This is a genomic window from Marinilabiliales bacterium (genome assembly GCA_007695015.1).
Lineage (GTDB): Bacteria > Bacteroidota > Bacteroidia > Bacteroidales > PUMT01 > PXAP01.
The window spans coordinates 32727-55478 of record REEN01000072.1; the positions used below are offsets into that span (position 1 = coordinate 32727).

Annotated in this window: 13 protein-coding genes and 1 pseudogene; 8 read left to right on the top strand and 6 right to left on the bottom strand. The window is 49.4% G+C overall.

The window, feature by feature from the left end:
- The first annotated feature begins 3 nt into the window (after positions 1-3).
- From EA408_10740 to EA408_10775, 8 genes and pseudogenes are all read left to right on the top strand, one after another.
- Positions 4-1182: pseudogene (locus EA408_10740) on the top strand (class A beta-lactamase-related serine hydrolase).
- Positions 1183-2359: 1177 nt separating this feature from the next.
- Positions 2360-3283, top strand: coding sequence for a quinolinate synthase NadA (gene nadA / locus EA408_10745; GenBank protein ID TVR70709.1), 924 nt, complete (start codon positions 2360-2362; stop codon positions 3281-3283).
- Between the two features lie 29 nt (positions 3284-3312).
- On the top strand, positions 3313-5178 hold the full coding sequence (locus tag EA408_10750; protein TVR70683.1) for a hypothetical protein: 1866 nt from the start codon (positions 3313-3315) through the stop codon (positions 5176-5178).
- A gap of 289 nt (positions 5179-5467) precedes the next feature.
- On the top strand, positions 5468-5821 hold the full coding sequence (locus EA408_10755) for a hypothetical protein (protein TVR70684.1): 354 nt from the start codon (positions 5468-5470) through the stop codon (positions 5819-5821).
- Between the two features lie 159 nt (positions 5822-5980).
- Positions 5981-8209 (top strand): TonB-dependent receptor, encoded by a 2229-nt coding sequence (locus tag EA408_10760; protein ID TVR70685.1) that lies wholly within the window; start codon positions 5981-5983, stop codon positions 8207-8209.
- 249 nt (positions 8210-8458) lie between these two features.
- Positions 8459-8806: a hypothetical protein gene (locus EA408_10765; protein ID TVR70686.1), complete on the top strand. Its 348-nt coding sequence runs from the start codon at positions 8459-8461 to the stop codon at positions 8804-8806.
- Between the two features lie 127 nt (positions 8807-8933).
- Entirely contained in the window at positions 8934-11168 is a 2235-nt protein-coding gene (locus tag EA408_10770) for a TonB-dependent receptor (protein ID TVR70687.1), read from the top strand.
- A 247-nt stretch (positions 11169-11415) separates the two neighbouring features.
- Positions 11416-13965 carry a TonB-dependent receptor gene (locus EA408_10775; GenBank protein TVR70688.1) on the top strand — a complete coding sequence of 850 codons (2550 nt, stop codon included), beginning with the start codon at positions 11416-11418 and terminating at the stop codon, positions 13963-13965.
- Positions 13966-14139: 174 nt separating this feature from the next.
- Here EA408_10775 and EA408_10780 read toward each other — a convergent pair whose 3' ends face one another.
- The 6 genes from EA408_10780 to EA408_10805 form a co-directional block, all read right to left on the bottom strand.
- On the bottom strand, positions 14140-15132 hold the full coding sequence (locus tag EA408_10780; protein TVR70689.1) for a D-alanine--D-alanine ligase: 993 nt from the start codon (positions 15130-15132) through the stop codon (positions 14140-14142).
- Between the two features lie 130 nt (positions 15133-15262).
- Positions 15263-16303 (bottom strand): RluA family pseudouridine synthase, encoded by a 1041-nt coding sequence (locus EA408_10785; protein TVR70690.1) that lies wholly within the window; start codon positions 16301-16303, stop codon positions 15263-15265.
- Between the two features lie 5 nt (positions 16304-16308).
- Positions 16309-18159, bottom strand: a complete 1851-nt coding sequence (locus EA408_10790) for a T9SS C-terminal target domain-containing protein (GenBank protein ID TVR70691.1) — start codon at positions 18157-18159, stop codon at positions 16309-16311.
- Complete coding sequence (locus EA408_10795; GenBank protein ID TVR70692.1) at positions 18134-18985, bottom strand: PASTA domain-containing protein; 852 nt, start codon at positions 18983-18985, stop codon at positions 18134-18136. The genes EA408_10790 and EA408_10795 overlap by 26 nt, the downstream gene beginning before the upstream one ends.
- A gap of 144 nt (positions 18986-19129) precedes the next feature.
- The gene (locus tag EA408_10800; protein ID TVR70693.1) at positions 19130-21049 is read right to left on the bottom strand and encodes a long-chain fatty acid--CoA ligase; all 1920 of its coding nucleotides are present in this window, start codon (positions 21047-21049) and stop codon (positions 19130-19132) included.
- A 33-nt stretch (positions 21050-21082) separates the two neighbouring features.
- A complete protein-coding gene (locus EA408_10805; GenBank protein ID TVR70694.1) occupies positions 21083-22738 on the bottom strand; it encodes an NAD+ synthase in 1656 nt (551 codons plus the stop codon).
- Positions 22739-22752: the final 14 nt, after the last annotated feature.

Here is a 22752-nt window from a genome sequence, read left to right on the forward strand (position 1 = left end):
ATCATGGATAATCTAAGCAGGGTGGTTGGCAGGCAAGTAATTATGCGAAAATCCGGTTTCGTTATTGTTAAATGTTTTCTTGCTGCATTTCTGTTACTGGGTCCCATCATAGCAGGCCAGGCTGCCGGACATGTTGAAACTGACCGGCGAAATGCCCTCTTTGGCAGGGATGGTCTGGAAAGCATCGAACTGGTCAGCGATGAAACTGACCGGTGGGTTGAGTTTCTTGACAGTGGGATGAGGTATATGGTTGAAACCAGTAACCTGCCCAATGCTGCTATTGCAGTGGTAAAGGATGGCAATATTGTTTTTCTTGAAGGTTATGGTTATGCCGATATTGAGCAGAGCATCCAGGCAGATCCACATGCCAGCCTTTTCCGCACCGGCTCGGTTGCAAAGATTTTCACGTGGACCGCGGTGATGCAGCTTGCTGAGCAGGGGCTGATCGATCTTGACCGCGATGTTAACGAATATCTGGATTTTGAGCTGCCCGGCCTGATATATGGCATGGGCAGGCGTCAGCAGCCACTGCCGGTCACCATGAGGCATTTGTTATCACACACAGCAGGGTTTGAGGATGTGCTTGAGGGGCTTTTCCTGCTGCAGGAGGAGGATTTCATGCCGCTCAGGGAGTACCTGGTAACCCGAATTCCCGCACGGATATACCCACCTGGCACCGTGATGGCCTATTCGAACTGGGGCACGGCCCTGGCTGGATATATAGTTGAACGTGTAAGCGGTATCCCTTTCGGGGAATATATCGAGAAGCATATTTTTGCTCCGCTCGGCATGGAGAACAGCAGTTTCAGCCAGCCGTTGCCTGACCGGCTGGCTGACAGGCTTGTGAAGCCATATCGCCTGGTTGACGGCAGGTTCACTGGGGGTGGCTTCGAGTATATGCCCTCGCCTGCCGGAGGCCTCAGCACAACCGCTGAGGATATGGCCAGGTTCATGATTGCCCATCTCACAGGTGGAGGCGCCATCATGGGTGAGGAGAGTGTCAGGCAGATGCATTCCCTCCTGTTTACCCACCACACCCTGCTTGGCGGGATGGCCCACGGGTTCATGGAATATACGAGGAACGGCCACAGGGTGGTATATCACACCGGGAGCTCAATGTTGTATGATGCAGGGTTCTACATGTTACCGGGTACCGGTGCAGGCATTTTCATGGTTTACAGTGGTGGTGATTTTTCGGGCCACCCTGGGCTCTTCGGCAATTTCATGGGCAGGTTTTTCCCGCCTGAAAGCAGGGCGCACCTGATCGACGACAGGGATGCTGTACCCGGCACTTTCCCGTCTGCGCCCCTGGCCCTGCCAAACAGTGAACTGGGAGGCGAATACCAGCAGAGCCGCAGGATAGAGACGGGCGGCGACAAGCTGGTCAACCTCCTGTCGATGGTCATGAGGGTGAGGCCGGAAGGAGAGCGGGAGCTGACAGTAAATTTTCTTGGATCGGATTACAGGTTCATTGAGACGGAGAGAGGGATATACACAAACCTTGATGGTCCGACGGCCTATCCTCTCGGACCAATGCAGTATATTGTCCTGACCACCGATCCCTTCGGGCGACTAATGTTGGCAACTGACGGGCCGGTTACCTATATCCGTATGCCGTTCCATACAACAGCAGGTTTTACTATTGTGCTGATCGTTTTTGCAATACTGATGTCCCTGGGCACGCTTGTATATTTTACCGTGAGGGGCATTGACTCTCTTTTCCGCCGTAAGGCACTAACCGCATCATTAGTCCAGGATGCCGGGCCGGTCAGCCTGACCCATGACGATGGCCAGTCCGGATCCAAGTCCGGATCCAAGTCCGGATCCCAGTCCGGATCCCAGTCCGGATCCAAGTCCGGATCACAGTCCGGATCCCAGTCCGGATCCCGGCCGGGAGGAATTTGGGCGAGGCGGTTTATCCTGATCCATGCGTCGCTGTTTTTGCTGATGCTGGTTTCCCTGGCCAATTCCGGCCGCCCCGATCCTGTTTACCTGCTGCCACTGTCAGCCGCGGGCATCACTTCGCCGTTCACATATCTGGTGGCAATACTGCCCTGGATACTGGCGCCGCTTTCAATAGCGGTCATTGTCTGGTGTGTAATGGCCTGGAAAAACAGGTGGTTGAAAAAGGCGGGGTTGATCCATTACAGCCTCTATACTTTGTCTGCCGCCGGCATGACCTGGTTTTTCTGGTTTTACAATTCATTTGGTTTATGAAACCAGGTGGTTCTCTTGCTCTTCACTCCCTGCAGGTGCAAATTAATTTCCGGGTATTGCTGCAGACATTCAGTGGCCATGCCAGGGTCACCTTATTCTTTTAAGGTTTTTGTTAATTTTGTGGCCAAAACCTCTTGTTGAGATGGACCATGTAAGCGAGATAAACAGGCTGCGCCGGGAAAAGAATGCTGTGATCCTGGCGCATTATTACCAGGTAGGGGAAATTCAGGACATAGCCGACTTTGTGGGTGACAGCCTGGATCTGTCTCGTAAATCGGCCGATACAGATGCTGATATTATCGTGTTTGCAGGTGTTAATTTCATGGCTGAAACGGCCAAGATCCTCTCGCCCGGGAAAAAAGTACTTATACCTGACCCCGAGGCCGGTTGCTCGCTGGCTGATTCCTGTCCCCCGAACGAGTTCCGTAAATTCCGCGAAAAGCACCCTGACCATATAGTGGTTTCATATGTCAACACCACAGCCGAAATAAAGGCAATGACCGATATCTGCTGTACATCGACCAATGCCGTTAAGGTTATTGAAAGCCTGCCAAAGGACCGGAAGATCATCTTTGCACCCGACCGCAACCTTGGAAATTATATCAACAGCATTACCGGCAGGAATATGGTGGTGTGGGACGGAGCGTGCCACGTTCACGAGGAGTTTTCGCTTGAGCGTATCCTGGAGCTCAGGGAGCAGTATCCTGAGGCAAAGCTGATATCTCACCCTGAGTGCCGGAAACCCATACAGATAGTCTCCGATTTCATTGGGTCCACCTCTGCACTGCTCAAGTTTACGGGGAGCGATAATGCATCCACGTATATTGTGGCTACCGAATCGGGCATCCTTCACCAGATGCAGAAGCAGAATCCACAGAAGCTGTTTATACCGGCACCTCCGATAGATTCAACATGCGGTTGCAGCGACTGTAAATACATGAAGCTGCATACCATTGAAAAGATATACGACAGCCTTAACGAGGAGAAGTTTGAGGTCGATGTCGACCCCGTGATTCGTGAAAAAGCTGTCATACCTATCAGGAGGATGCTCGAAATTTCAGGTTGATCGCCTGTTAATCAAATAACCTTATTGATATGGTAAGATTTAAATACTGGCCCTGTGGACTATGGAGCAGGCCCGTTTCATCTTTTACGGGGCGCCTGGCTTCTGCCTTACGGGAATTCACCGGGGGCCGCATTGTTAGTCCCCGTCAGTTTTTTATCGCCCTTGCTGTTGCCGCAATGATCACAGGCGGGTGCGGCAGCGCTGAGGCCCCGGCTATCGAACTGAGGTATGAGGAGAACCAGGGCCTGGAATACCATGAGGTTATTGAGGCATATGAAGAGCTTGCCGGGTATTACAGGCAGGCTGCCCTTTTTGAGATGGGGAGTACTGATGTTGGCCGCCCGCTGCACCTGTTCATGATATCGGCCGACGGCGATTTTGACCCCGTGTCGGTCAGGCGCAAGGGTCGCGCAATAGTGCTGGTGAACAACGGTATTCATGCCGGTGAGCCTGCAGGGATCGATGCAAGCCTTGAATATGCGGCCAATGTGCTTGCAGGCCGTGACGGGATGGACAGGGTGCTTGGCAATACTGTAATCGCTATTATTCCTGTATACAACATCGGCGGTTCTCTGAACAGGAGCCGCTACCACAGGATGAACCAGGACGGGCCCGAATACAAGGGGGCAAGGCGCAATGCCAGGAACCTCGACCTGAACAGGGATTTTGCAAAGATGGATTCTGAAAACGCTAGGTCTTTCGCCCGGATTTTCCATTATCTCGATCCCGATGTGTTTGTCGACACCCACACAACCAACGGTGCTGACCACCAGAGTGTCATGACCCTTATTGCCACGATGCACCAGAAGCTGCCGGCCGGGATGGGGGAGTTCTTCAATGAAAAGATGGTGCCTGAGCTCTACCGGCGTATGAACAGTGAGACGCCCTACGGGATGGTGCCATACCTGCAGCTGGTTGACAGGAGCGATATACGCAAAGGAATTACAGGGTTCAATGACCATCCCTTCTACTCTACGGGGTATGCCTCGCTGTTCAACTGTTTCGCGTTCATGACCGAGACGCTCGTTTACAAACCCTTCCCCGAAAGGGTAAAAGCGACATATGAGTTTATCAGGTTCCTGGTTGAATTCACCTCCGGCAACTCAGGTGAGATCATTGGCCTGAGAAGGGATGCTGCCTTATATACCCGGGGTAAAACCGAGTATGTGGTCGACTGGCGGGTGGACCGCCAAAGGTATGACCGGATACTGTTCTGGGGATACGAGACCGGTGAGGCTGCCGCGCCCCTTTCGGGAAGGAGGGTTACAATCTATGATCATGACAGGAAATGGACAGATACGATACCATTTTATAACTATTTTTCACCTGCCGTGACAATCACTGCACCTGAGGCATATATCGTGCCGCAGGCCTGGGGCGGGGTTATTGAACGACTGTACATAAACGGGGTTGATATCCGGTTTTTTGACAGGGATACCGTAATTAACGTCGAGACACTGTACATTGATGAATTTGAGACAGGCAGCCGTCCGAACCAGGGCCGGCACCTGGTAACGGTTACCGGCAAGAGGAGGGAGCTGACTCCCAGGCAGTTCTACCGGGGAGATGCATATATAAGGGTCAACCAGGATGCCAACAACTACATCGTACACATGCTTGAGCCGTCGGCTCCGGCCTCTTTCCTGCGGTGGGGATTCTTTACTTCAGCCCTGGAGCCGGGCGAGTTTTTCTGGATATGGAGTTTTGAGGATCATGCCCATGGACTGTTGCAAAGTGACCGGGCGTTGCGTGAAGCGCTGGAGGAGAGGGAAGCGGGCGATCCGGATTTTGCGGCTGATCACGCGGCCCGTTTGCAGTTTCTGTACGACATGGTTGCCGGCCAGGCGACAGAGAGGGGCGCGAATCTCTACCCCGTGGCAAGGGTGCTGAGATAGGCAATGCATTGCCGTGTTGAACATAAGACACCGGTTCACCGGACAGGGGGTTCAGGACTTGCAAGGCAATACATTGCTTTGCCGGGCGTTAATAAAATGGTTTACGTATATTGAACCAAAGTGTGTATGCATTGTTTATTGCTCAGTAAAAATGGATTAAATATTCCGGTCCCGGGCAGCGGCTTATAAACAGTGTTTAGTAATTTCGCCGCAGACACCGGGTTATAATAATGGAATAGGATTATATTATTAAGTGGCAGATAATCAAACGCCAACGAATTGAAATATTATGAAGGGGCTGCTCTCATTTCTTCTTATAGCTACAACGATGGCACTGTTCTGGAACAACGCTGTTAACTGGCACTACCATCAGCTTCCCAACGGAATTGTAGTCGAGCATGCCCATCCCTACAATAAATCTGCTTCTTCGCCAGGCAACCCTTTTGAGAAGCATCACCATAGCGACTTTGAATACCTGATCCTTGACCTGGTTTATCACGGGACCCTGATTATTCTGATGGTGGTGCTGACACTGATGGTCTACCGGCAGCTGCTGACACACACCACTCTCAATAAACTGCCGGAAAGGGTATACAGCGGGTATTATAACCTTCCCCTGCTTCGTGGTCCTCCCCGTCTTTAAACACACCTCTCCTGCCGGGGTTCTGATATGATCCTGCCCGGGCTTGCCGGGTTTGGCTGTCAGCCGCAATACGGAAAAACTGTGCATGAGGATCCCGGTCGCCGTCGGAAATTAACCGGCTCCGTTTAACAATGTCCAACCAACAATTGAAAATTATATATGAGAACAATATTGATTGTATTCACAGCATTTGCTGTATCACTTGTCAGTCTTGGCGCCACAGAAGATGACCATACCGATGCCAACGTATTCGGACATGTTGTAAGCGCCGGGGATGGGGAGCACATACCCTTTATAAACGTTTTAATTGAGGGAACGAGGATCGGTACCATAACTGATGCCTCCGGTCACTACATACTCACTAATCTGCCTGAAGGTAGACACACCCTGGTTGTCAGGGGCATGGGTTATGAGCCTGCCTCGGTTGAATTTGAGATCAGGGCCAACCAGACACTTGAAGTGGATGTAGAGGTATACTACAGGGGAATTGATCTGGAGGAGATCATTGTAACCGCTTCGCCCACTGCCAGCGGCTTCAGATACCAGCCTGACATGGCCTATACTGGTGAAATGCTGCAGAAGCGTACCGAAGTCTCTTTCGGTGAAATGCTTAATCACTCACCCGGCATTGCCATGAGATCGCTCGGGTCGTCGCCTGCCCGTCCTGTTATAAGGGGTATGGACGGCGACAGAATTCTGTTGCTTGAAAACGGCGAGAGAATGGGTGATATTTCTGAAACATCGGCCGATCACTCCATTGCACTTGACCCGCTTGTGGCTAGCAGGGTAGAGGTGGTGCGCGGACCGGCAAGCCTGCTGTACGGATCGAGCGCGCTTGGCGGGGTCATCAACCTTATGACCACCGATATACCCGACAGGTGGGATCCCGGATCGTCGGGAGTGGTTTCACTGCAAGGGGCCACCATGAACAGGATGGGCGCCGGCTTTGGAAGGTATACCTGGGGTAACGACGACTTTGCCTTTACCGGAAGAATTGCCCACAGGCAGTCGTCAGACATTAGGACACCCGATGGCGTTTTACCGGGCACCTCGATGAACAATTACGACGGGTCCCTTGGTTTAGGGTTTGACCGGGGGGGGCGTGCGGGAGGCTTGAGCCTTTCAATGGCAAACCAGACCTATGAGATACCTGAGAATATTGACGACCCTGATGAGGGGGTTGAAATAAGGATGCAGCGGCAGGCTCTCCAGGGCCGTATGGGCTTTGTGAATGACGGCTTTATGGACAGGGGCCAGATCAGGTTCAATGCCAGCCGCATGTTCCAGCAGGAGATTGAGTATGAGTGGGAGGACGGGGTTGTTGATGAGGATGTTGAACTGGAATATGAGAAATATGCTTTCAGCTCCACCCTTACAATGCAGCATAAACCTTTCGAATTTTTCGACAGGGGCGCTGTCGGGGTTAATCTGCACGGCCACAGGATGGATGTGGGTGGTGATGAGGCCTATACCCCGGGAGAGATGCGCTTTAATCTTGGTGTTTTCACCTTCCAGGAGATACCCCTTTCGTCAAAAATGAGACTGCAGGCAGGGCTGAGAATTGATTACCAGCATACAGGAGCTCTTTCGAATGAATTTTTCCCCGATATCAGCGCAAGGAGAAATGCAGTCAATTACAGCGGTTCGATAGGATTCAATCACAGGCCTCTTGATGAACTGGAGATTGGCGGACAGTTTGCACGTTCGCACAGGAACCCCTCAGTTGAGGAGCTGTATGCCGACGGTCCCCATCTTGGCGCCGGTGTTTACGAGATTGGAAACAGCAATATCAAGGATGAGGTGGGACAGGGAGCCGACCTGTTCATCAGGTGGGATGATGGCATTTTTGACATTGAGCTGGCAGGATTTGTCAACCACTTCATGAACTACATTATTTTCGAGCCTACGGGTGATGTCGATCCTGCATCGGGGTTCCCGGTTTTTCGATATAATGGCGATGAGGCAAGGCTCATGGGATTCGAACTTTCCGGTTCTGTTCGGCTTCATGATAATGTGCAACTGGGAGTCGGAGCCGATTATGTTGACGGGCGCCGCTTTGCAAACGGGACGGAATACCTGCCGTTTATCCCGCCATTCAGGTTTATGGCAGATTTGGAGTATGATTTCGGGCAGGGATGGATAGGCGGCAGACTGGTATCGGCTGCAAGCCAGGGCAGGGTTGCCCCTGAGGAAGAGGAGACTGATGGTTATACTCTGCTTGGTTTTACCGCGGGATACCGACTGACCGGTCCCGGACGGCATGTAATTATACTCAGGGTTGACAACATACTGGATCAGAGGTACCGTGATCACCTGTCGCGCGTTGCCGAAAGGAATTTTCCCATGCCGGGAAGAAACTTCACACTGGCGTACAGGCTCTTCTTCTGAGATTGCCACGGTTACAAAATCCGGGATAGCCTTTTATCCGGTTTTATTGATCTCCGGAGCCTGATGTTTTGATTCAGCACGGTAGTTTAGAATTGCAATAAATAAGCTTTTTTTGAAGAGCAATTTCCACGAGGGATTGCTCTTTTTATTGTTAAATTAATATAATTACCCTCTTTTAGGTATTGGCAGGGTGAAATTCCTGAATTACTTTTGCCGGTACAAGAAAAAATGTAATTCTTTTTCAAGATAATGATCAAAAAAGGGCTTACACTGCTGATGATCCTGCCGCTAGGTTTCGTGTTGTTCAACAACACGGTGAACCGCCATCAGCACCAGTTGCCCAATGGCATGATCATAGAACATTCCCATCCCTTCAGTTCGTGCTGCAGTGAAGGTAAGAATCATGAGCACAGTGACCTTGAACTTTTACTGTTCACCCTTTTATGTGATTCTACGGTTACTGATGATGGATGTGCATATACCTCAGGTTTTATCGCAGGATATGCTTCTGACCTTAAATCCGGATATGTATTTGTACCACAGTCATTCGGACTACTCCGATGCTGCCCACTCAGGGCCCCTCCCCTGAATTCCTAACCGGAAACAGATTGCCGGATCTCTTTTCTTACCGGCAGTCAAATTGCACACCAACATATTTCTGCAGGAGGATCAGGTACGGATAAGTGATACCTGTTAACCAACCAACAATTTACATTAATTCAGGATGAGAACAATTTCAATATCAGCAATATTGCTTTTTATTTTCAATGTTTTATTATGCTTTCCGCACTTTGATGGCTTTCCTTCGGGTGACGGTGTTGTACGCGGTAAAGTAACTACAAAGGGTGAGGGTGATATTGTACCTTTTATAAATATCGTGGTTGAAGGAACCAGGATAGGTGCTTTCAGTGATGCCACAGGTAATTTTAAGATATCAAACGTTCCCGGTGGGGATAATACCCTTGTGGTGAAGGGTATGGGTTTTGAAGTGGCAAGAATATATTTCAGTCTGGACGAGGGAGAGGAGATCGAACTCGATATTGAGGTCGAATACCGTGGTATTGACCTTGAGGAGATAGTGGTCACATCTTCACCTACTGCACGTGGTTTCAGGTACCAGCCTGATAATGTATATCTTGGAGAGGAGCTGCAGAAGCGTGCCGAAACATCATTCGGTGAGATGCTTGACGGCGAGCCGGGCATCGCCATGAGGTCTATGGGGCCGACGCCAAGCCGGCCGGTGATTCGTGGACTTGATGGTGACCGCATTCTGATACTTCAGAATGGTGAGCGTATGGGCGATGTTTCAGAAACCTCTGCAGGGCATGCCATATCCCTTGACCCACTGTCAGCTAACAGGGTTGAAGTTGTGCGCGGACCTGCAAGCCTTCTGTACGGGTCGAGTGCTATCGGGGGAGTGATAAACCTGATGACGGCCGATATTCCTGATGGATGGGATCAGGGAGGATCGGGAGTTGTTTCGGCGCAGGGAGCTTCCAACAACAATATGGGAGCCGGATTTGGACGGTATACATGGGGCGCAGAGAACTGGGCCGCCAGCGGCCGTTTCGGCTACCGTAAGTCGGGCGATGTAAGGTCGCCCGAAGGGGTTATCCCCAGCACCTACATGAATAACTATGACGGTTCCCTTGGTTTTGGCTTTAACAACGGCAATACTAACGGGGGGGTCAACTTCGGCATGGGCAGGAATACATATGGTATTCCCGAAGAACTTGACGATCCTTTCGAGAGTGTGGAGGTGCGCATCAGGCAGCAGCTTATGCAGGGGCGGCTGCATTTCAGGGTAAGTGATTTCTTTGACAGGGCCCAGCTCAGGATCCACGGCTCAAGGTTCGTACAACAGGAGATTGAGATTGAGATCGAGGATGGATATATTGAAGAAGACATTGAAATTGAGTTTGACAAGCTGAATGTAAGTTCTACACTGACGCTTCAGCACCGGCCTGTCGGGATATTCGACAGGGGAGCATTCGGTCTCAGTCTTTCCGGAAGGCAGATGGATGTGAGCGGCGATGATGCATTCACACCCAACGAAGAGAGATATAATATCGGATTTTTTACTTTCCAGGAGGTGCCAGTTACGACCCGTATACGTCTGCAGTTTGGAGGGCGTCTGGACTTCCTCAGGGCGACCGCCCTTCCCAATGATTTTTCCGATATGAGTGAAAGCAGGGATGCATTTGTCTATTCAGGGTCGGCGGGAATGAACTACCGGCCTGCCGAAACTGTTGAGATCGGCGGCCAGCTTGCAAGGTCGCACCGTTATCCCATGCTGGAGGAGCTGTTCGCCCATGGCCCTCATCTTTGTGCCGGACTGTACGAGATCGGTAGCATTAACCTTGACGATGAGATCGGGTACGGAACTGACCTGTTCGCGCGGTGGGGCAATGGTGTGATAAGTGCTGAGGTGGCAGGCTTCTGGAATTATTTCTCCAACTTCATAATCATGCAACCGACAGGTGAAACAGATGAAGGATCGGGACTGCCGGTTGTTGAGTACCAGGGAGACCGGGCACGGCTGTATGGAGGTGAGGCTTCGGTATCGTGGAATGTGACTGGCGGACTGAGAACTGTTATGAGTATTGACTACGTTAATGGTAGGCGTACAGGCAGCGAAAATCATTATCTGCCGTTCATGCCTCCTTTCAGGTTCTCGGGAACGGCTGAATATGACTTTGGCAGCGGATGGATCGGCTCACGGGTGCGTGCCGTATCGGCGCAAAACTCTGTGGCTCCCGATGAGGAGGCTACCGAAGGTTACGTGCTGTTGGGGATGAATGTTGGCTACAGGCTTAACGGAGGAGGACAGCATGTTATAATTCTCAGGGTTGAAAACCTTCTCAATGTAAGCTACAGGGATCATCTTACCAGGATAGAGGAGAGAAACTTTCCCATGCCCGGGAGGAACTTCAACCTGGCTTACCGCTGGTTCTTCTGATTTAATCGTAATACCGGGTCTTATTGCGAAAGGCTTACCGGTTTGTGGTATACACATGCACAACAAACCGGTTGTTGCCTATCTGTGTTATCCTTATTCTGGTCCCCGTTCAAAGGGTGTCAAATGTTCTGAACTAACACCCGCCTACTATATCCGGCTATATCTCCGGTCAGAATCACTAAAATAAGGTATTGTTGTACCTGGATAAGGAATATATTTTTGTGCCTGTAATTAAATCATAATCGAAATGAGGATATTAAAATTAAAAAGTTTTTTACTGGCTGTTATGCCGGTTGTAATGACGGGCACAGTTCTGCCGCCGGTTAATCCGGAACAAAGCCCCGGGTTTTATGCTGAAGGGATGACCAGCATATTGGATATCAGAAAAGGCGAAGAGGAATACAGCTCGCATCTTTATGGGAGGGTTATGGCCGGAGATGAGGGCGCCCCTTTTGTAACAGTTTATCTTAAAGGAACATCGTACGGCACTTCTACCGATGCAGACGGATATTTCATGCTTGTGAACCTGCCGCCGGGCAAACATACGGTCCGGGTTCAGGGGATCGGTTACAGAGGCGCAGAGAAGGTTGTTGAAGTCGGCGAAAACGAAACATCCGAACTTGTATTTGAAATTGAGCAGGATGTTCTGCTTATGGAGCAGGTTGTTGTTTCGGGCAGCCGCATCGGGTTGCTTCAGCATCTTCCCGGATCAGCAGGCACGGTTGCCAACAATGATCTGAAAGCTATTGCACCCCTGACCGGGAATGAGGTGCTGAGAACGGTAACCGGCCTGCATGTTGTTGAGGAGGAGGGAGCCGGGTTGCGTGCAAATATAGGGGTACGGGGATTAGACCCTGACAAAAGCCGGAACGTACTGATGCTTGAGGACGGGATACCTGTTGCACTTGGACCTTACGGGGAACCAGAGATGTATTATACTCCGTCCATTGACAGGATGAGCGGCATAGAGGTTCTGAAGGGGAGCGGGTCTATTTTATACGGTCCGCAAACTATCGGTGGTGTGATAAACTATATCACAGCCGATCCTCCGGCTGAGAGCACAGGTTATGCACGAATAAGCGGCGGACAGGGTGGTTATTACAGCGGATTGGCCGGTTATGGTAATACATACGGTAATACCGGATTCCAGGTAAACTATCTCAGAAGGCAGGCCGAAAACCTGGGACCCACTCAATTTGTGCTGAACGATATCAATGGCAAGCTTAGATTCAGCTCCTCGCCAAGGTCTGCCGCAACCCTTAAAATTGGTGTTTATGATGAGGTTTCCAATTCGACTTATGTTGGACTTACACAGGCCATGTTTGAAACTGGCGGCAATGATCATGTGCGGCTTGCTCCGCACGACAACCTCGAAGTAAGGAGATATTCAATGAGCCTGAGCCACAGGTTCTCACTAAGTGACGATCTGCAGTTCAACACAACCGCCTACGGCTATACCACAACACGGAACTGGCGCAGGCAGGATTTCACATATGATGGTGGTTCTTCCGGTCTAACCGGAGAGGTGTGGGGTGACAATACCCTTCCCGGCGGCATGATATTTTTAAGGAACAGCACAGGTAACAGGAACAGGCAGTTTGAGGTTGCAGGGATTGAGAACAGGACAAGATTTAATTACTCCCTGAAGGGGTTGAGAAGCATCCTTGATGCAGGTGCGCGTCTGCATTACGAGAGGGCATATGAACAAAGGGTCAACGGCACAAGTGCAACAGCGGTTTCGGGCAACCTCAGGGATGATGAGATACGTACGGGACATGCATTCAGCACCTGGGTACAGAACAAAGCCTTTCTCAGTGACAGGGTTTCGGTCACGGCCGGAATACGCACCGAGATGCTGAACTACGAGAGGGATATCCTCAGGGCCAGTTTTGAAGATGTGGCCATTGTGAACAATACCTTTGTTGCTGAGCTGATTCCAGGTGCCGGAATAAACTACAATTTCAATCGGCAGAACGGGGTTTTTGCCGGTATACACAGGGGATTTGCTCCGCCAAGGATCAAGGATGCCATAAGCAGTTCGGGCGAAGATATGCTGCTGGATGCTGAAAAGAGCTGGAACATTGAAGCTGGGGCACGGACAGGTTTTGAAAATGTGGTCAGGTTTGAGGCTACACTATTTCTAATGGATTTCTCAAACCAGGTTATACCGGTGTCAGAATCTTCGGGAGGCCGGGGAGCCGGGTATATCAATGCAGGCCGGACCAGCCACAGGGGGGCTGAGGGCGATGTCATCCTTAATGTTTCACAATTGACCGGTCTGCCGGGCGATCTTACGGCAGCTGTAAATGCAACATTTACCCGTTCGGTATTCTCTGACGACAGATTTGTGGTGGAGCGGATTGCAAACGGACCGCTGAATAATACTGTCATGGTAAATGTGAAAGGTAACAGGACCCCTTATTCACCGGCGGTAAATGCTTCAGGATACCTGCAGTACACGAGCCAAACCGGTTTTGGCGTAAGGGTAGGGGGACAGTTCACGGGGAGCCAGTATACCGACGTGCTCAATACCGGTTGTGTTGGCGACTGGATTGAAAGGGCCGGTGCTGATCCTGATTACAATTACCTCCAGGCAACTGCCAACGGCCGTATCGGGCAGATACCGTCATTTTTCGTAATGAATTTATCGGCGTGGTATGACCTTCCTGGCGGACTGAATTTTAACCTTACCATAAAGAACCTGCTTAATGAAAGATATATAGCATCAAGAAGGCCGCAGGGTATAAGGGTAGGGCTGCCGAGGATGTTTAACGCAGGAATGTCATTGAGCTTCTGAAAGGTTGCTGGCCCGGCAGGCTATCTTTAATTCCGCGTCCTTCGCGGCAATGTGTTGCCGGTATTCTGTTAGTAATGAGTGTGTGCTGAAAAAAGCCGTCTGTTAACTCCTGACAGACTTTTGCCTGGAAGGGTTATACCTGACAGGTAGCGCTGATAAAAAACCGGGCGGGTATTAACGCCCGGTTTTTGCATACTCAATAGCGTCTTCAATTGCCAGTGTAAAAAGCTCCTTTGTTTCCAGTCCGATCGCCTCTGCCTGCTGGGGAATAATGCTGGTATCGGTCATTCCCGGTACAGTGTTGACTTCAAGAAAATATAATTTGTCTTCACTGAGTATGTAGTCAATCCTTACAATTCCACGGCAGTCAAGGATATCATAGATCATGGAGGATATCTGCTGGCACTCCCTTGTGTATTTTTCATCTATCCTTGCCGGGGTTATCTCATCAGCCTCCCTGTTATATTTGGCATCAAAATCAAAAAATTCATTCTTGCTTACAATTTCAGTCAGGGGAAACAGTATCTCCCTGTCACTGCTCTTGAACACCCCGCCAGTCAGTTCTGTGCCTTCAATGAACTCCTCTATGATGACCTCGTTGTCTTCATTGAAAGCTTTAAGGATGGCATCTTTTAACCGGGATGCTTTGGTGACCCTGGTGACCCCGAAGCTGGACCCCCCGTTGTTGGGTTTGACAAAACAGGGCAGTCCGATCTCCGCAGCTATTTTTCCCGGGTCAAACCTGTATCCTTTCCTCACAAGCATCGCCTTTGGTGATACGATGCCGAAATTGTTAAGGAAACCCTTGCATATGTATTTGTTGAATGTGAGGGCAGAGGCGAGTACGCCACAGGTGGTGCAGGGCATCCCGATAAGGTCGAAATAGGCCTGCAGCTTGCCGTCTTCGCCCGGAGTCCCGTGTATCGCCATGAAAACACAGTCAAACTTTGTCTTTTTACCGTCCAGCATTACCGAGAAGTCGTTTTTATCAACCACGGGTCCCGGCTCCTCAATGGTGCCGGCTATCCACCTGTCACCCTTCATGGTTATGAGAAAAGGGTTGTAACGGGTTTTATCGAGCGATTTTATGATGTTGGATGCGCTTTCTACCGATACGACATATTCGGATGAGTCGCCTCCGGCAACTATGGCTATGTTTTTCTTCATTGCGAAACTCAGTTGGTGGATTCAATGGCAAATATAAAAAAAACAGGATCACTAAGGCACCCGGTCCATGTTTCCCGGATGCTGCCCGGTTCAACCGGGCCGGTGATATAAAGCACCAGCAACACCCGGCTCATATCTCATCCCTGCTTCCGGTGTACCTCTTCCATTTGTCAATTAGCTGCTGTATGTCATCAGGCAACTCTGTTTCAAACCAAAGTTCCCTGTCCGTTGCAGGGTGCTTAAATCCAAGCGTTCTGGCATGCAGTGCATGCCGGGGTAAAACCTTGAAACAGTTTTGAACGAACTGTTTGTATTTTGTAAAGGTGGTGCCACGCAGTATCTGGTCGCCGCCATATCTTTCGTCATTGAAAAGGGGGTGACCTATGTGCTCCAGGTGCACCCTTATCTGGTGTGTCCTGCCGGTTTCCAGCCTGCATTCAACATGACTGATGTAGCCAAGGTCCTCGACCAGCCGGTAATGGGTGAGGGCATACTTCCCCTGGCTGCCATCGGGAAAGACATCCATTCTCATCCTGTCTTTGGAATGCCTGCCTATATGGCCTTCTATACTGCCTTCTGCCGGCTCGGGCCTTCCCCACACTATGGCGTCGTACTCCCTCCTGGTCTTTCTTTCGAAAAACTGCCTTGCAAGCCGGTTCATGGCTAATTCAGTTTTTGCCACCACCAAAAGTCCGCTGGTGTTCTTGTCTATCCGGTGTACCAGTCCGGGCCGTAACTCTCCCGATTCGAAAAGAGGCATTTCCCTGAACCTCCAGGCAAGCGCATTAATAAGCGTGCCTGTATAGTTTCCGTGCCCGGGGTGTACGACCATACCGGGGGCCTTGTTCACCACAACAAGGTGGTCATCTTCATAGATCACATTCACCGGGATATCTTCAGGTAAAAGCTCAACTTCCCTGGGGGGGTGAGCCATGACTATTGTTATGATATCACCGGGCCGTACCCGGTAATTTGATTTTACGGGGGAATCGTTTACCAGTATGTTACCTGCTGTGGCGGCATTCTGTATGAGGCTCCTGGAAACATTCTCAATCCGGTTAACAAGGAACTTGTCAATTCTGAGAAGCTTCTGACCCGGATCAGCCTCAAACCTGAAATGTTCATACAGATCGGCTGCATCATTGATATCTTCTCCGGGCTGATTGGTCATAGGGACTATTTAATGAGTATCTTCCTTGTTTCAATGTGGTCATTTCCGGTTTCGGCACGGATGAAATAGATACCTGCCGGGAACATTGATACATCCATGCTATTTTCCGTACCGGGCACCCGGTATACGGTCTGCCCCAGAGTATTTATAAGGCTGATGGTTGCAGCACGCCGGTCAATGCCTGGTTCCAGGTCAAAAAAGATCACATCACTGGCGGGATTGGGATATATCCTCATGATCTCATTAATAACAGGATCTGCTACATTTGCAGGCCTTTGTGGCATGCCCAGCACGGGGCGTATCATCAGCGACCCTTCGAATGAGGAGTTCTTCCACTCTCCATGAATATTGTAGTAATTCCTGCTTCGGTTATTGCGGTTCACGTCAAATCCTATATTGAGAAAGTTGCTGCTGGTTTGTATTATGCCGACATAGAAGACCTGGGATACAGGTATTGCCTCATCCAGCCGGTATGTATGAAAGCTGTTCACTCCATCCCCATACTCAGGCCTGAAACCTTCCTGGGAATATACCAGGTTGCCCGGACGCCCGCTGTCATCGTCCCATACGGCAAGTTTGAAATTATGCCTTGATGCATCGTTGAGCGACTGGTTAAAATATATTTTAACAGCCCGTAATGTATCGGCCCTGTAGGCCCTGAACCTGCATGCAATCCGGGCATTCTCCGCGCCTCCTCCCGAGAGCCCGTATCCATTCTCTGCAGATCCATCATCCAGGGCAAAGTAGTTGCCGAAATCCTGGTAATAGATAACCGTATCATTGTTATCCGGTTCAAGTCCGTCCACTGTAAGCCAGGCCCTGATCCTGAAGCGCGCAGAGTCCGCACTTGCCGACGTGAACGACCATGTAAGGTCAGCTTCGAAATTGTGCAGCTCCCCGGGGCCTATAACAGTTGATCCGCCTGAGAAGTTGTGGGCCAATCGGTTTTCATAAACGTCATAGATCGAAAAATGTCGTTGCACACTTCTTGTTATTATATCGTTGTTACGGTAGGATACCGGGAGCACCGAACCCATTTCAACTATCCTTCCTGCACGGAACTGTTCCCATGGCATGGCTTCGTAATTGTTCAGGGCAGACCTTATGGGTTCTGTAAATGCAACATCTCTGAAAACAGTGTCGGTGAAGGATCTGTTCCTGTCCAGAACAACATAATCTATGTGCCAGTGGTCGGCATTACCCATAGATCCCGGATTGGTCCTGTTATCGGCTATACTGGCAATATTGCTGAACCGGAACCGGAATCCCTCCATGAGGTAGATGGTATCTGTAACAGGGATCATTGCTAGCCTGAATTCATGCAGGCTGTCACCGGGAACGGACCATACTATGCTCCAGCTCTCAGTTGAGGGTGACCAGAATTCCACCCTGAGCGAATCATTGGGCTGCGGTACATCACCTCTTCCCTGGGGCTGGTAGAAAAAACTCAGGTAGATACTGTCAGCCGGCATATAGCTGAGGTTTATCGGATTTGAGGTCAGCCTGTCGGCCAGGAATGGCCATATCGTTGCATGCTCATAAAGCGCACCGGTTTCATCTATTGCATCAAGAGTTGCAACATTCAGAGATACAGGGTTTACCGGGTAATTTGCATTAATATATACGTATCTGTCAGCCCATTTGGTATGGTCGGGATATACTTCAGAGCCTGAAAAGTCATCAAAGAAGGGCAGTTCAATCAGGCCTGCAGACGATTTAAGCACGGGATGCTTAAGGTGCTGCTCCCTGACAGCATTATTGACCTGTAGTCCGCCAAGAACTTCCTGGGACCGGCCTGTGGCACCTGTCAGGAACAAGAGCAGGATTATACTACCATATAATACTATCTTCATCATAAGGTAAGTCGTCCATGAGAATTTCGAGTGTGTCAGGAACAGGCAGAAGAGTTGAGTCGACCGACATCCAGAGGTCAATTATTGATCCCAGCCTGATCTGCAAACCTTCAGAATATTCAGGTCGCTGACGCCAGACAAATGCGTTGATAGAATCCTCTTCATTTTTTACGGTGGTGTCATACAATGCTGCACCCAGGTTCAGCGAGGCTGCAAGTATCCTGTTCCTTGCCTCTTCCTTGTCCAGATAGAGTACATCGGGCACATAAGTGGTCCTTGTGCTGAGGCCTTCACCCAGTACCAGGTCAATTGCCTCTCCACGCACGATCAACTCTCCGGGTTCAATATCGTTGCCTTCATATTGCTGGCGCAGTACATTGTTCATCGCTATGTCCGGCACATAGATAAGTCTGCCTACCTCAAGTCCCTGGGTCTCTATTATTGCCCTGGCCTGTCTTAATGAAACACCTGTTACATCAGGCATAGCAACCCTTTCAGGATTCATTGCATTTATGGTAAGAAATATTGTGCGGTTCTCCTTTACCCGGAAATTGGGCGGGGGGTTCTGATCTATGACCGTGCCCCTTGCTTCGTGACTGATAAATACCGAATCTGCCACCTGGTACCTGAGCCTGCGTGCTCCGGTAACCATTTCTGCCTCAGTGACTGTCAGGCCCCTCAGGTCAGGCACGGCATAAGCCCTCCCATGCCTGGTGTAGATTTTCAATCCCACGAAAATGGTAAGTATTACAAAGGTTGTTATACCGGCTATTATTGCAAGATGTTTCCAGAACATCCTGCTTATAAGGAACCTGACGAAATTATTCATTCAATGCGATGTAACCTGTTCGATTTTAAATACTACCTGAATTGAAACGGAAAGCTTCAATTACTATTATATTTATATGCCGATTATTGCAGGCACGGACATATCTGATACCTCATAAATGCTTGAAACATGAATCAATGCAGCTCACTGAACGTTCATCATGAGTTTGTTGATTGCTTCAATATTCACCGGGTTGCATACGTCTTTTGATTCTACGGTGTAAAGATAGTCAATTCTCTCACTGTATTTTTCGGTTATCTTACCTCTTACTATCTTCAGGGTACTGTTCAGTAACTGGTTGCTCTCGGTGAACGCCTCATCCAGAACCCCTATTGAGGCGGGAAGCCATCTCTGCGGAAACATTTTTTCATATTTTCTCCCAATCCTGTATTCGTTCAGCTCCAGTTCCAGCAATTTCAGCATGGCGATCTGCCCTTCCTTTGATTCAGGCTTGAGGTTCTTCTGACCGAGCCACCTCTTCAGAGCTTCCCTGTTTGGTACAATAAGAGCCACAGTGTAGGGGTTCTGGTTGTTGTATAGCATGCACTGGTCAATGAACTGTGATTGTCCTGCAAATGCTTCTTCAATACCTTCCGGACTGTATTTTTCGCCGTCATCGGATATTAGGAGGCTCTTGAAGCGGCCAAGCACATACAGAAAGCCGTCTTCATCCATGTACCCCATATCACCGGTGTAGAGCCATCCGTCAACTATTGTTGAAGCGGTTGCTTCCTCATTTTGCCAGTAGCCCTTCATCACGTTTTCACCTTTAATGACTATTTCACCCTTTTCGCCGGTCGGCAGCTCGTTCTTTTCATCGTCACAAATCTTTAATTCCATATCGGTTACAAGGTAACCTGATGATCCGAGCTTGTGCTTTTTTTCTGAGTTGGATGATATTATGGGCGAAGCTTCTGTCAGTCCGTAACCCTGAAACATAGGCATCCCCAGTGCATAGAAAAACCTTTGAAGCTCAATGTCAAGCAAAGCTCCGCCTCCAATGAAGAACTTGAGTCTGCCCCCGAAATTCTCGCGGACCTTCGAAAAAAGTATTTTGTCGAACAGTGATACAAGAGGTCTGAGCAGGAACCTGATCCCTTTGCCCTTGTCCCAGCCTGTACCGTTGTATTTATAGGCAATGCTGAGCCCCCAGTCAAAAAGCCTTTTAGCCACTTTCCCTTTTTGCCTGACCCCGCTTTCGATGTTTTTCCTGAAATTCTTGGCCAGTGCGGGGACACTAAGCAAGAACACGGGCCTTATCTCCCTGATATTCTGCGGTATGTTCTTGAGTGTCTCCATAGGTGTTTTGCCCACCTGGATTGATGCCATACTGGCACCGGCTGATATCAAAGTATATATCCCTGCAGTATGGGCAAATGCATGATCCCAGGGCAGTATGAGCAGCGTGGTGTACCATTCCGGAACTTCCATCAGGCTTCTTGCCTGTTCTACATTCGCTGTATAGTTGCGGTGTGAAAGGATGATCCCTTTGGGGTCGGCAGTGGTGCCGGAGGTATAGCATATATTTGCATAATCATAACTTTTTATTGACTTCCAGCGCTCCTCGAATTTCCCGGGCTCATTTTCAAGAACATTTTTCCCGGCCTCCCTGATATCAGAATACAGAATGTCTTTATCGTCCATCTTATCAGGCTTATCCAGCAGCACTATTTTTTCAAGTACGGCAAGCTCTCTTTTGAGATCCTGCAACTTGTGGGCCTGGCCGCCAGAAACTATAATCATTCGTGCGCCTGAATGTTCGAGCCGGAACTTTATTTCAGAAGCATCACCAAGTTTCACTGATAGTGGAATGTTGACTGCACCAGCGTAGAGCACTGCAAGCTCTGAAATAACCCAGTCATTGCGGCCTTCTGAAAGCAGGGCAATGCGATCGCCCTTATTGATCCCCATACTTATAAGCCCTGCAGAGAACTCGGCAACAGCCTGCCGTATATCCCGGTAGGAAGTGCTTTCATATTTATCACCATATTTTTCAAGCATAAGCGGATTATCTCCGTACTTGTTGACACTGTTTTCAAACAGTTCAATTATTGTCTGCATAATTTTGGAGTCTATTTCTGTTTGGTTTGTTGAGAATTATATTTTTGCCACTATTGGCATCCTGCGGCCGTTGCCGAATGCCTTGCTGCTCACCCTCAAAACGGGTGGTGACTGGTATCGTTTGTACTCTGACATATTAACCATTCGCACAACCTTTTCAACCAGCTCTTTGTCAAACCCTTCACTTGCTATCCGGCCGGCATTCTTTTGTTGTTCGATATACCTGAACAGTATTTCGTCAAGAACTTCATAGGAGGGAAGGGTGTCGGTATCTTTCTGATCCGGCCTGAGCTCGGCTGAAGGGGCTTTTTTAATAACCCTTTCGGGGATGATTTCCTCATTTCTGTTGATATATGCAGCCAGTTCCCGGACCCGGGTTTTGTAAACGTCACCCAGTACGGAAAGCGCCCCGTTCATGTCGCCGTAAAGGGTGGTATAGCCTACGGATGCCTCACTTTTGTTTGATGTGTTCAGCATCAGGAAGCCGAGCTTGTTGGATATTGCCATAAGCAGGGTCCCTCTTATCCTGGCCTGGATATTTTCTTCGGTAACATCTTCGGAAAGATCGCCGAACAATGGCTCAAGGGACTTGCTGTACATTTTGGCAAGCGGTTCAATGTCAATTTCACTGTATGAAATACTGATATTATCAGCCAGTTTTCTGGCATCTTCCCATGATTCGGACGCAGTGTATTGTGAAGGCATAAAAACGGCATGAACATTTTCATAACCTAGTGCTTCGGCTGTAAGCACCGCTGTAACAGCCGAGTCTAGTCCCCCCGACAGACCTATCAGGGCTTGTGAATTTCCTGTTTTATTGAAATAATCCCTTATTCCCAGTACCAGTGCACGGAACAGCATCTCCATGATCCCGGTCTGTTTATGATCTGTCACATGCGGGGGAGTGTTCCTGACTTCATCCAGGTCATAGATCTGAAAGTCCTCCTCAAACCAGGATACCCTGTCAAACAGTTCACCATTCTGGTTCACTACAAGAGAGCCACCCTCAAATATCAGGTCAGTGTTGGCACCTACCTGGTTTACCATGAACAGGGGCAGGCTATATTTTTTTGATGTTTTGGTAAATATCTCCTTTTTATCCCTGATCTTCGTCCACGCAAATGGAGATGCTGAGATATTGACTATAAAATCCGGTTTCTGGCCTATCAGTTTCTCCATTGGCTGCACCTTGTACAACCTTGTATTCTTCTGGCCGTTATCAAAGCTCTGGTCATACCACAGATCCTCACATATGGTAATGGCTATCCTGCTTCCCTTGTATTCGACAATATTGAATTTGTCGTTGGGCTCGAAATACCGGTATTCATCAAATACATCATAATCGGGGAGGAGGGTCTTATGGTGAATGCTTTTGATTTTTCCCTCATAAAGAAAAAAGGCTGAATTGTAAAGTCTTTTTCCTTCCCGGCCGGGATTATGTGAAGGCGAGCCGACAATTACCGCAATGTCGGTGCATATTCTGGCGATCCTTCCAACAGCATCCTGGCACCTGTCCACAAAGTCAAGGTAATCAAGCATGTCGTGAGGGGGATACCCGCAAACGGTCATTTCCGGGAATATTACAAGATCAGCATGGAATTGCTGTGCCTTTTTTATGCAGAAGACGATCCTTGTCAGGTTTTCATTTATGTTCCCTACGTGAGGGTTTATCTGTGCCAGGGCGATCTTCATTTCTTTGTATATTT

Bases quoted from the DNA above. Each gene is read 5' to 3' on its own strand.
- EA408_10775 (TVR70688.1), top strand. From the start codon at position 11,416: ATGAGGATATTAAAATTAAAAAGTTTTTTACTGGCTGTTATGCCGGTT.
- nadA (TVR70709.1), top strand. From the start codon at position 2,360: ATGGACCATGTAAGCGAGATAAACAGGCTGCGCCGGGAAAAGAATGCT.
- EA408_10795 (TVR70692.1), bottom strand. From the start codon at position 18,985: ATGAATAATTTCGTCAGGTTCCTTATAAGCAGGATGTTCTGGAAACAT.
- EA408_10755 (TVR70684.1), top strand. From the start codon at position 5,468: ATGAAGGGGCTGCTCTCATTTCTTCTTATAGCTACAACGATGGCACTG.
- EA408_10785 (TVR70690.1), bottom strand. From the start codon at position 16,303: ATGACCAATCAGCCCGGAGAAGATATCAATGATGCAGCCGATCTGTAT.
- EA408_10765 (TVR70686.1), top strand. From the start codon at position 8,459: ATGATCAAAAAAGGGCTTACACTGCTGATGATCCTGCCGCTAGGTTTC.
- EA408_10780 (TVR70689.1), bottom strand. From the start codon at position 15,132: ATGAAGAAAAACATAGCCATAGTTGCCGGAGGCGACTCATCCGAATAT.
- EA408_10750 (TVR70683.1), top strand. From the start codon at position 3,313: ATGGTAAGATTTAAATACTGGCCCTGTGGACTATGGAGCAGGCCCGTT.
- EA408_10760 (TVR70685.1), top strand. From the start codon at position 5,981: ATGAGAACAATATTGATTGTATTCACAGCATTTGCTGTATCACTTGTC.
- EA408_10770 (TVR70687.1), top strand. From the start codon at position 8,934: ATGAGAACAATTTCAATATCAGCAATATTGCTTTTTATTTTCAATGTT.
- EA408_10790 (TVR70691.1), bottom strand. From the start codon at position 18,159: ATGATGAAGATAGTATTATATGGTAGTATAATCCTGCTCTTGTTCCTG.
- EA408_10805 (TVR70694.1), bottom strand. From the start codon at position 22,738: ATGAAGATCGCCCTGGCACAGATAAACCCTCACGTAGGGAACATAAAT.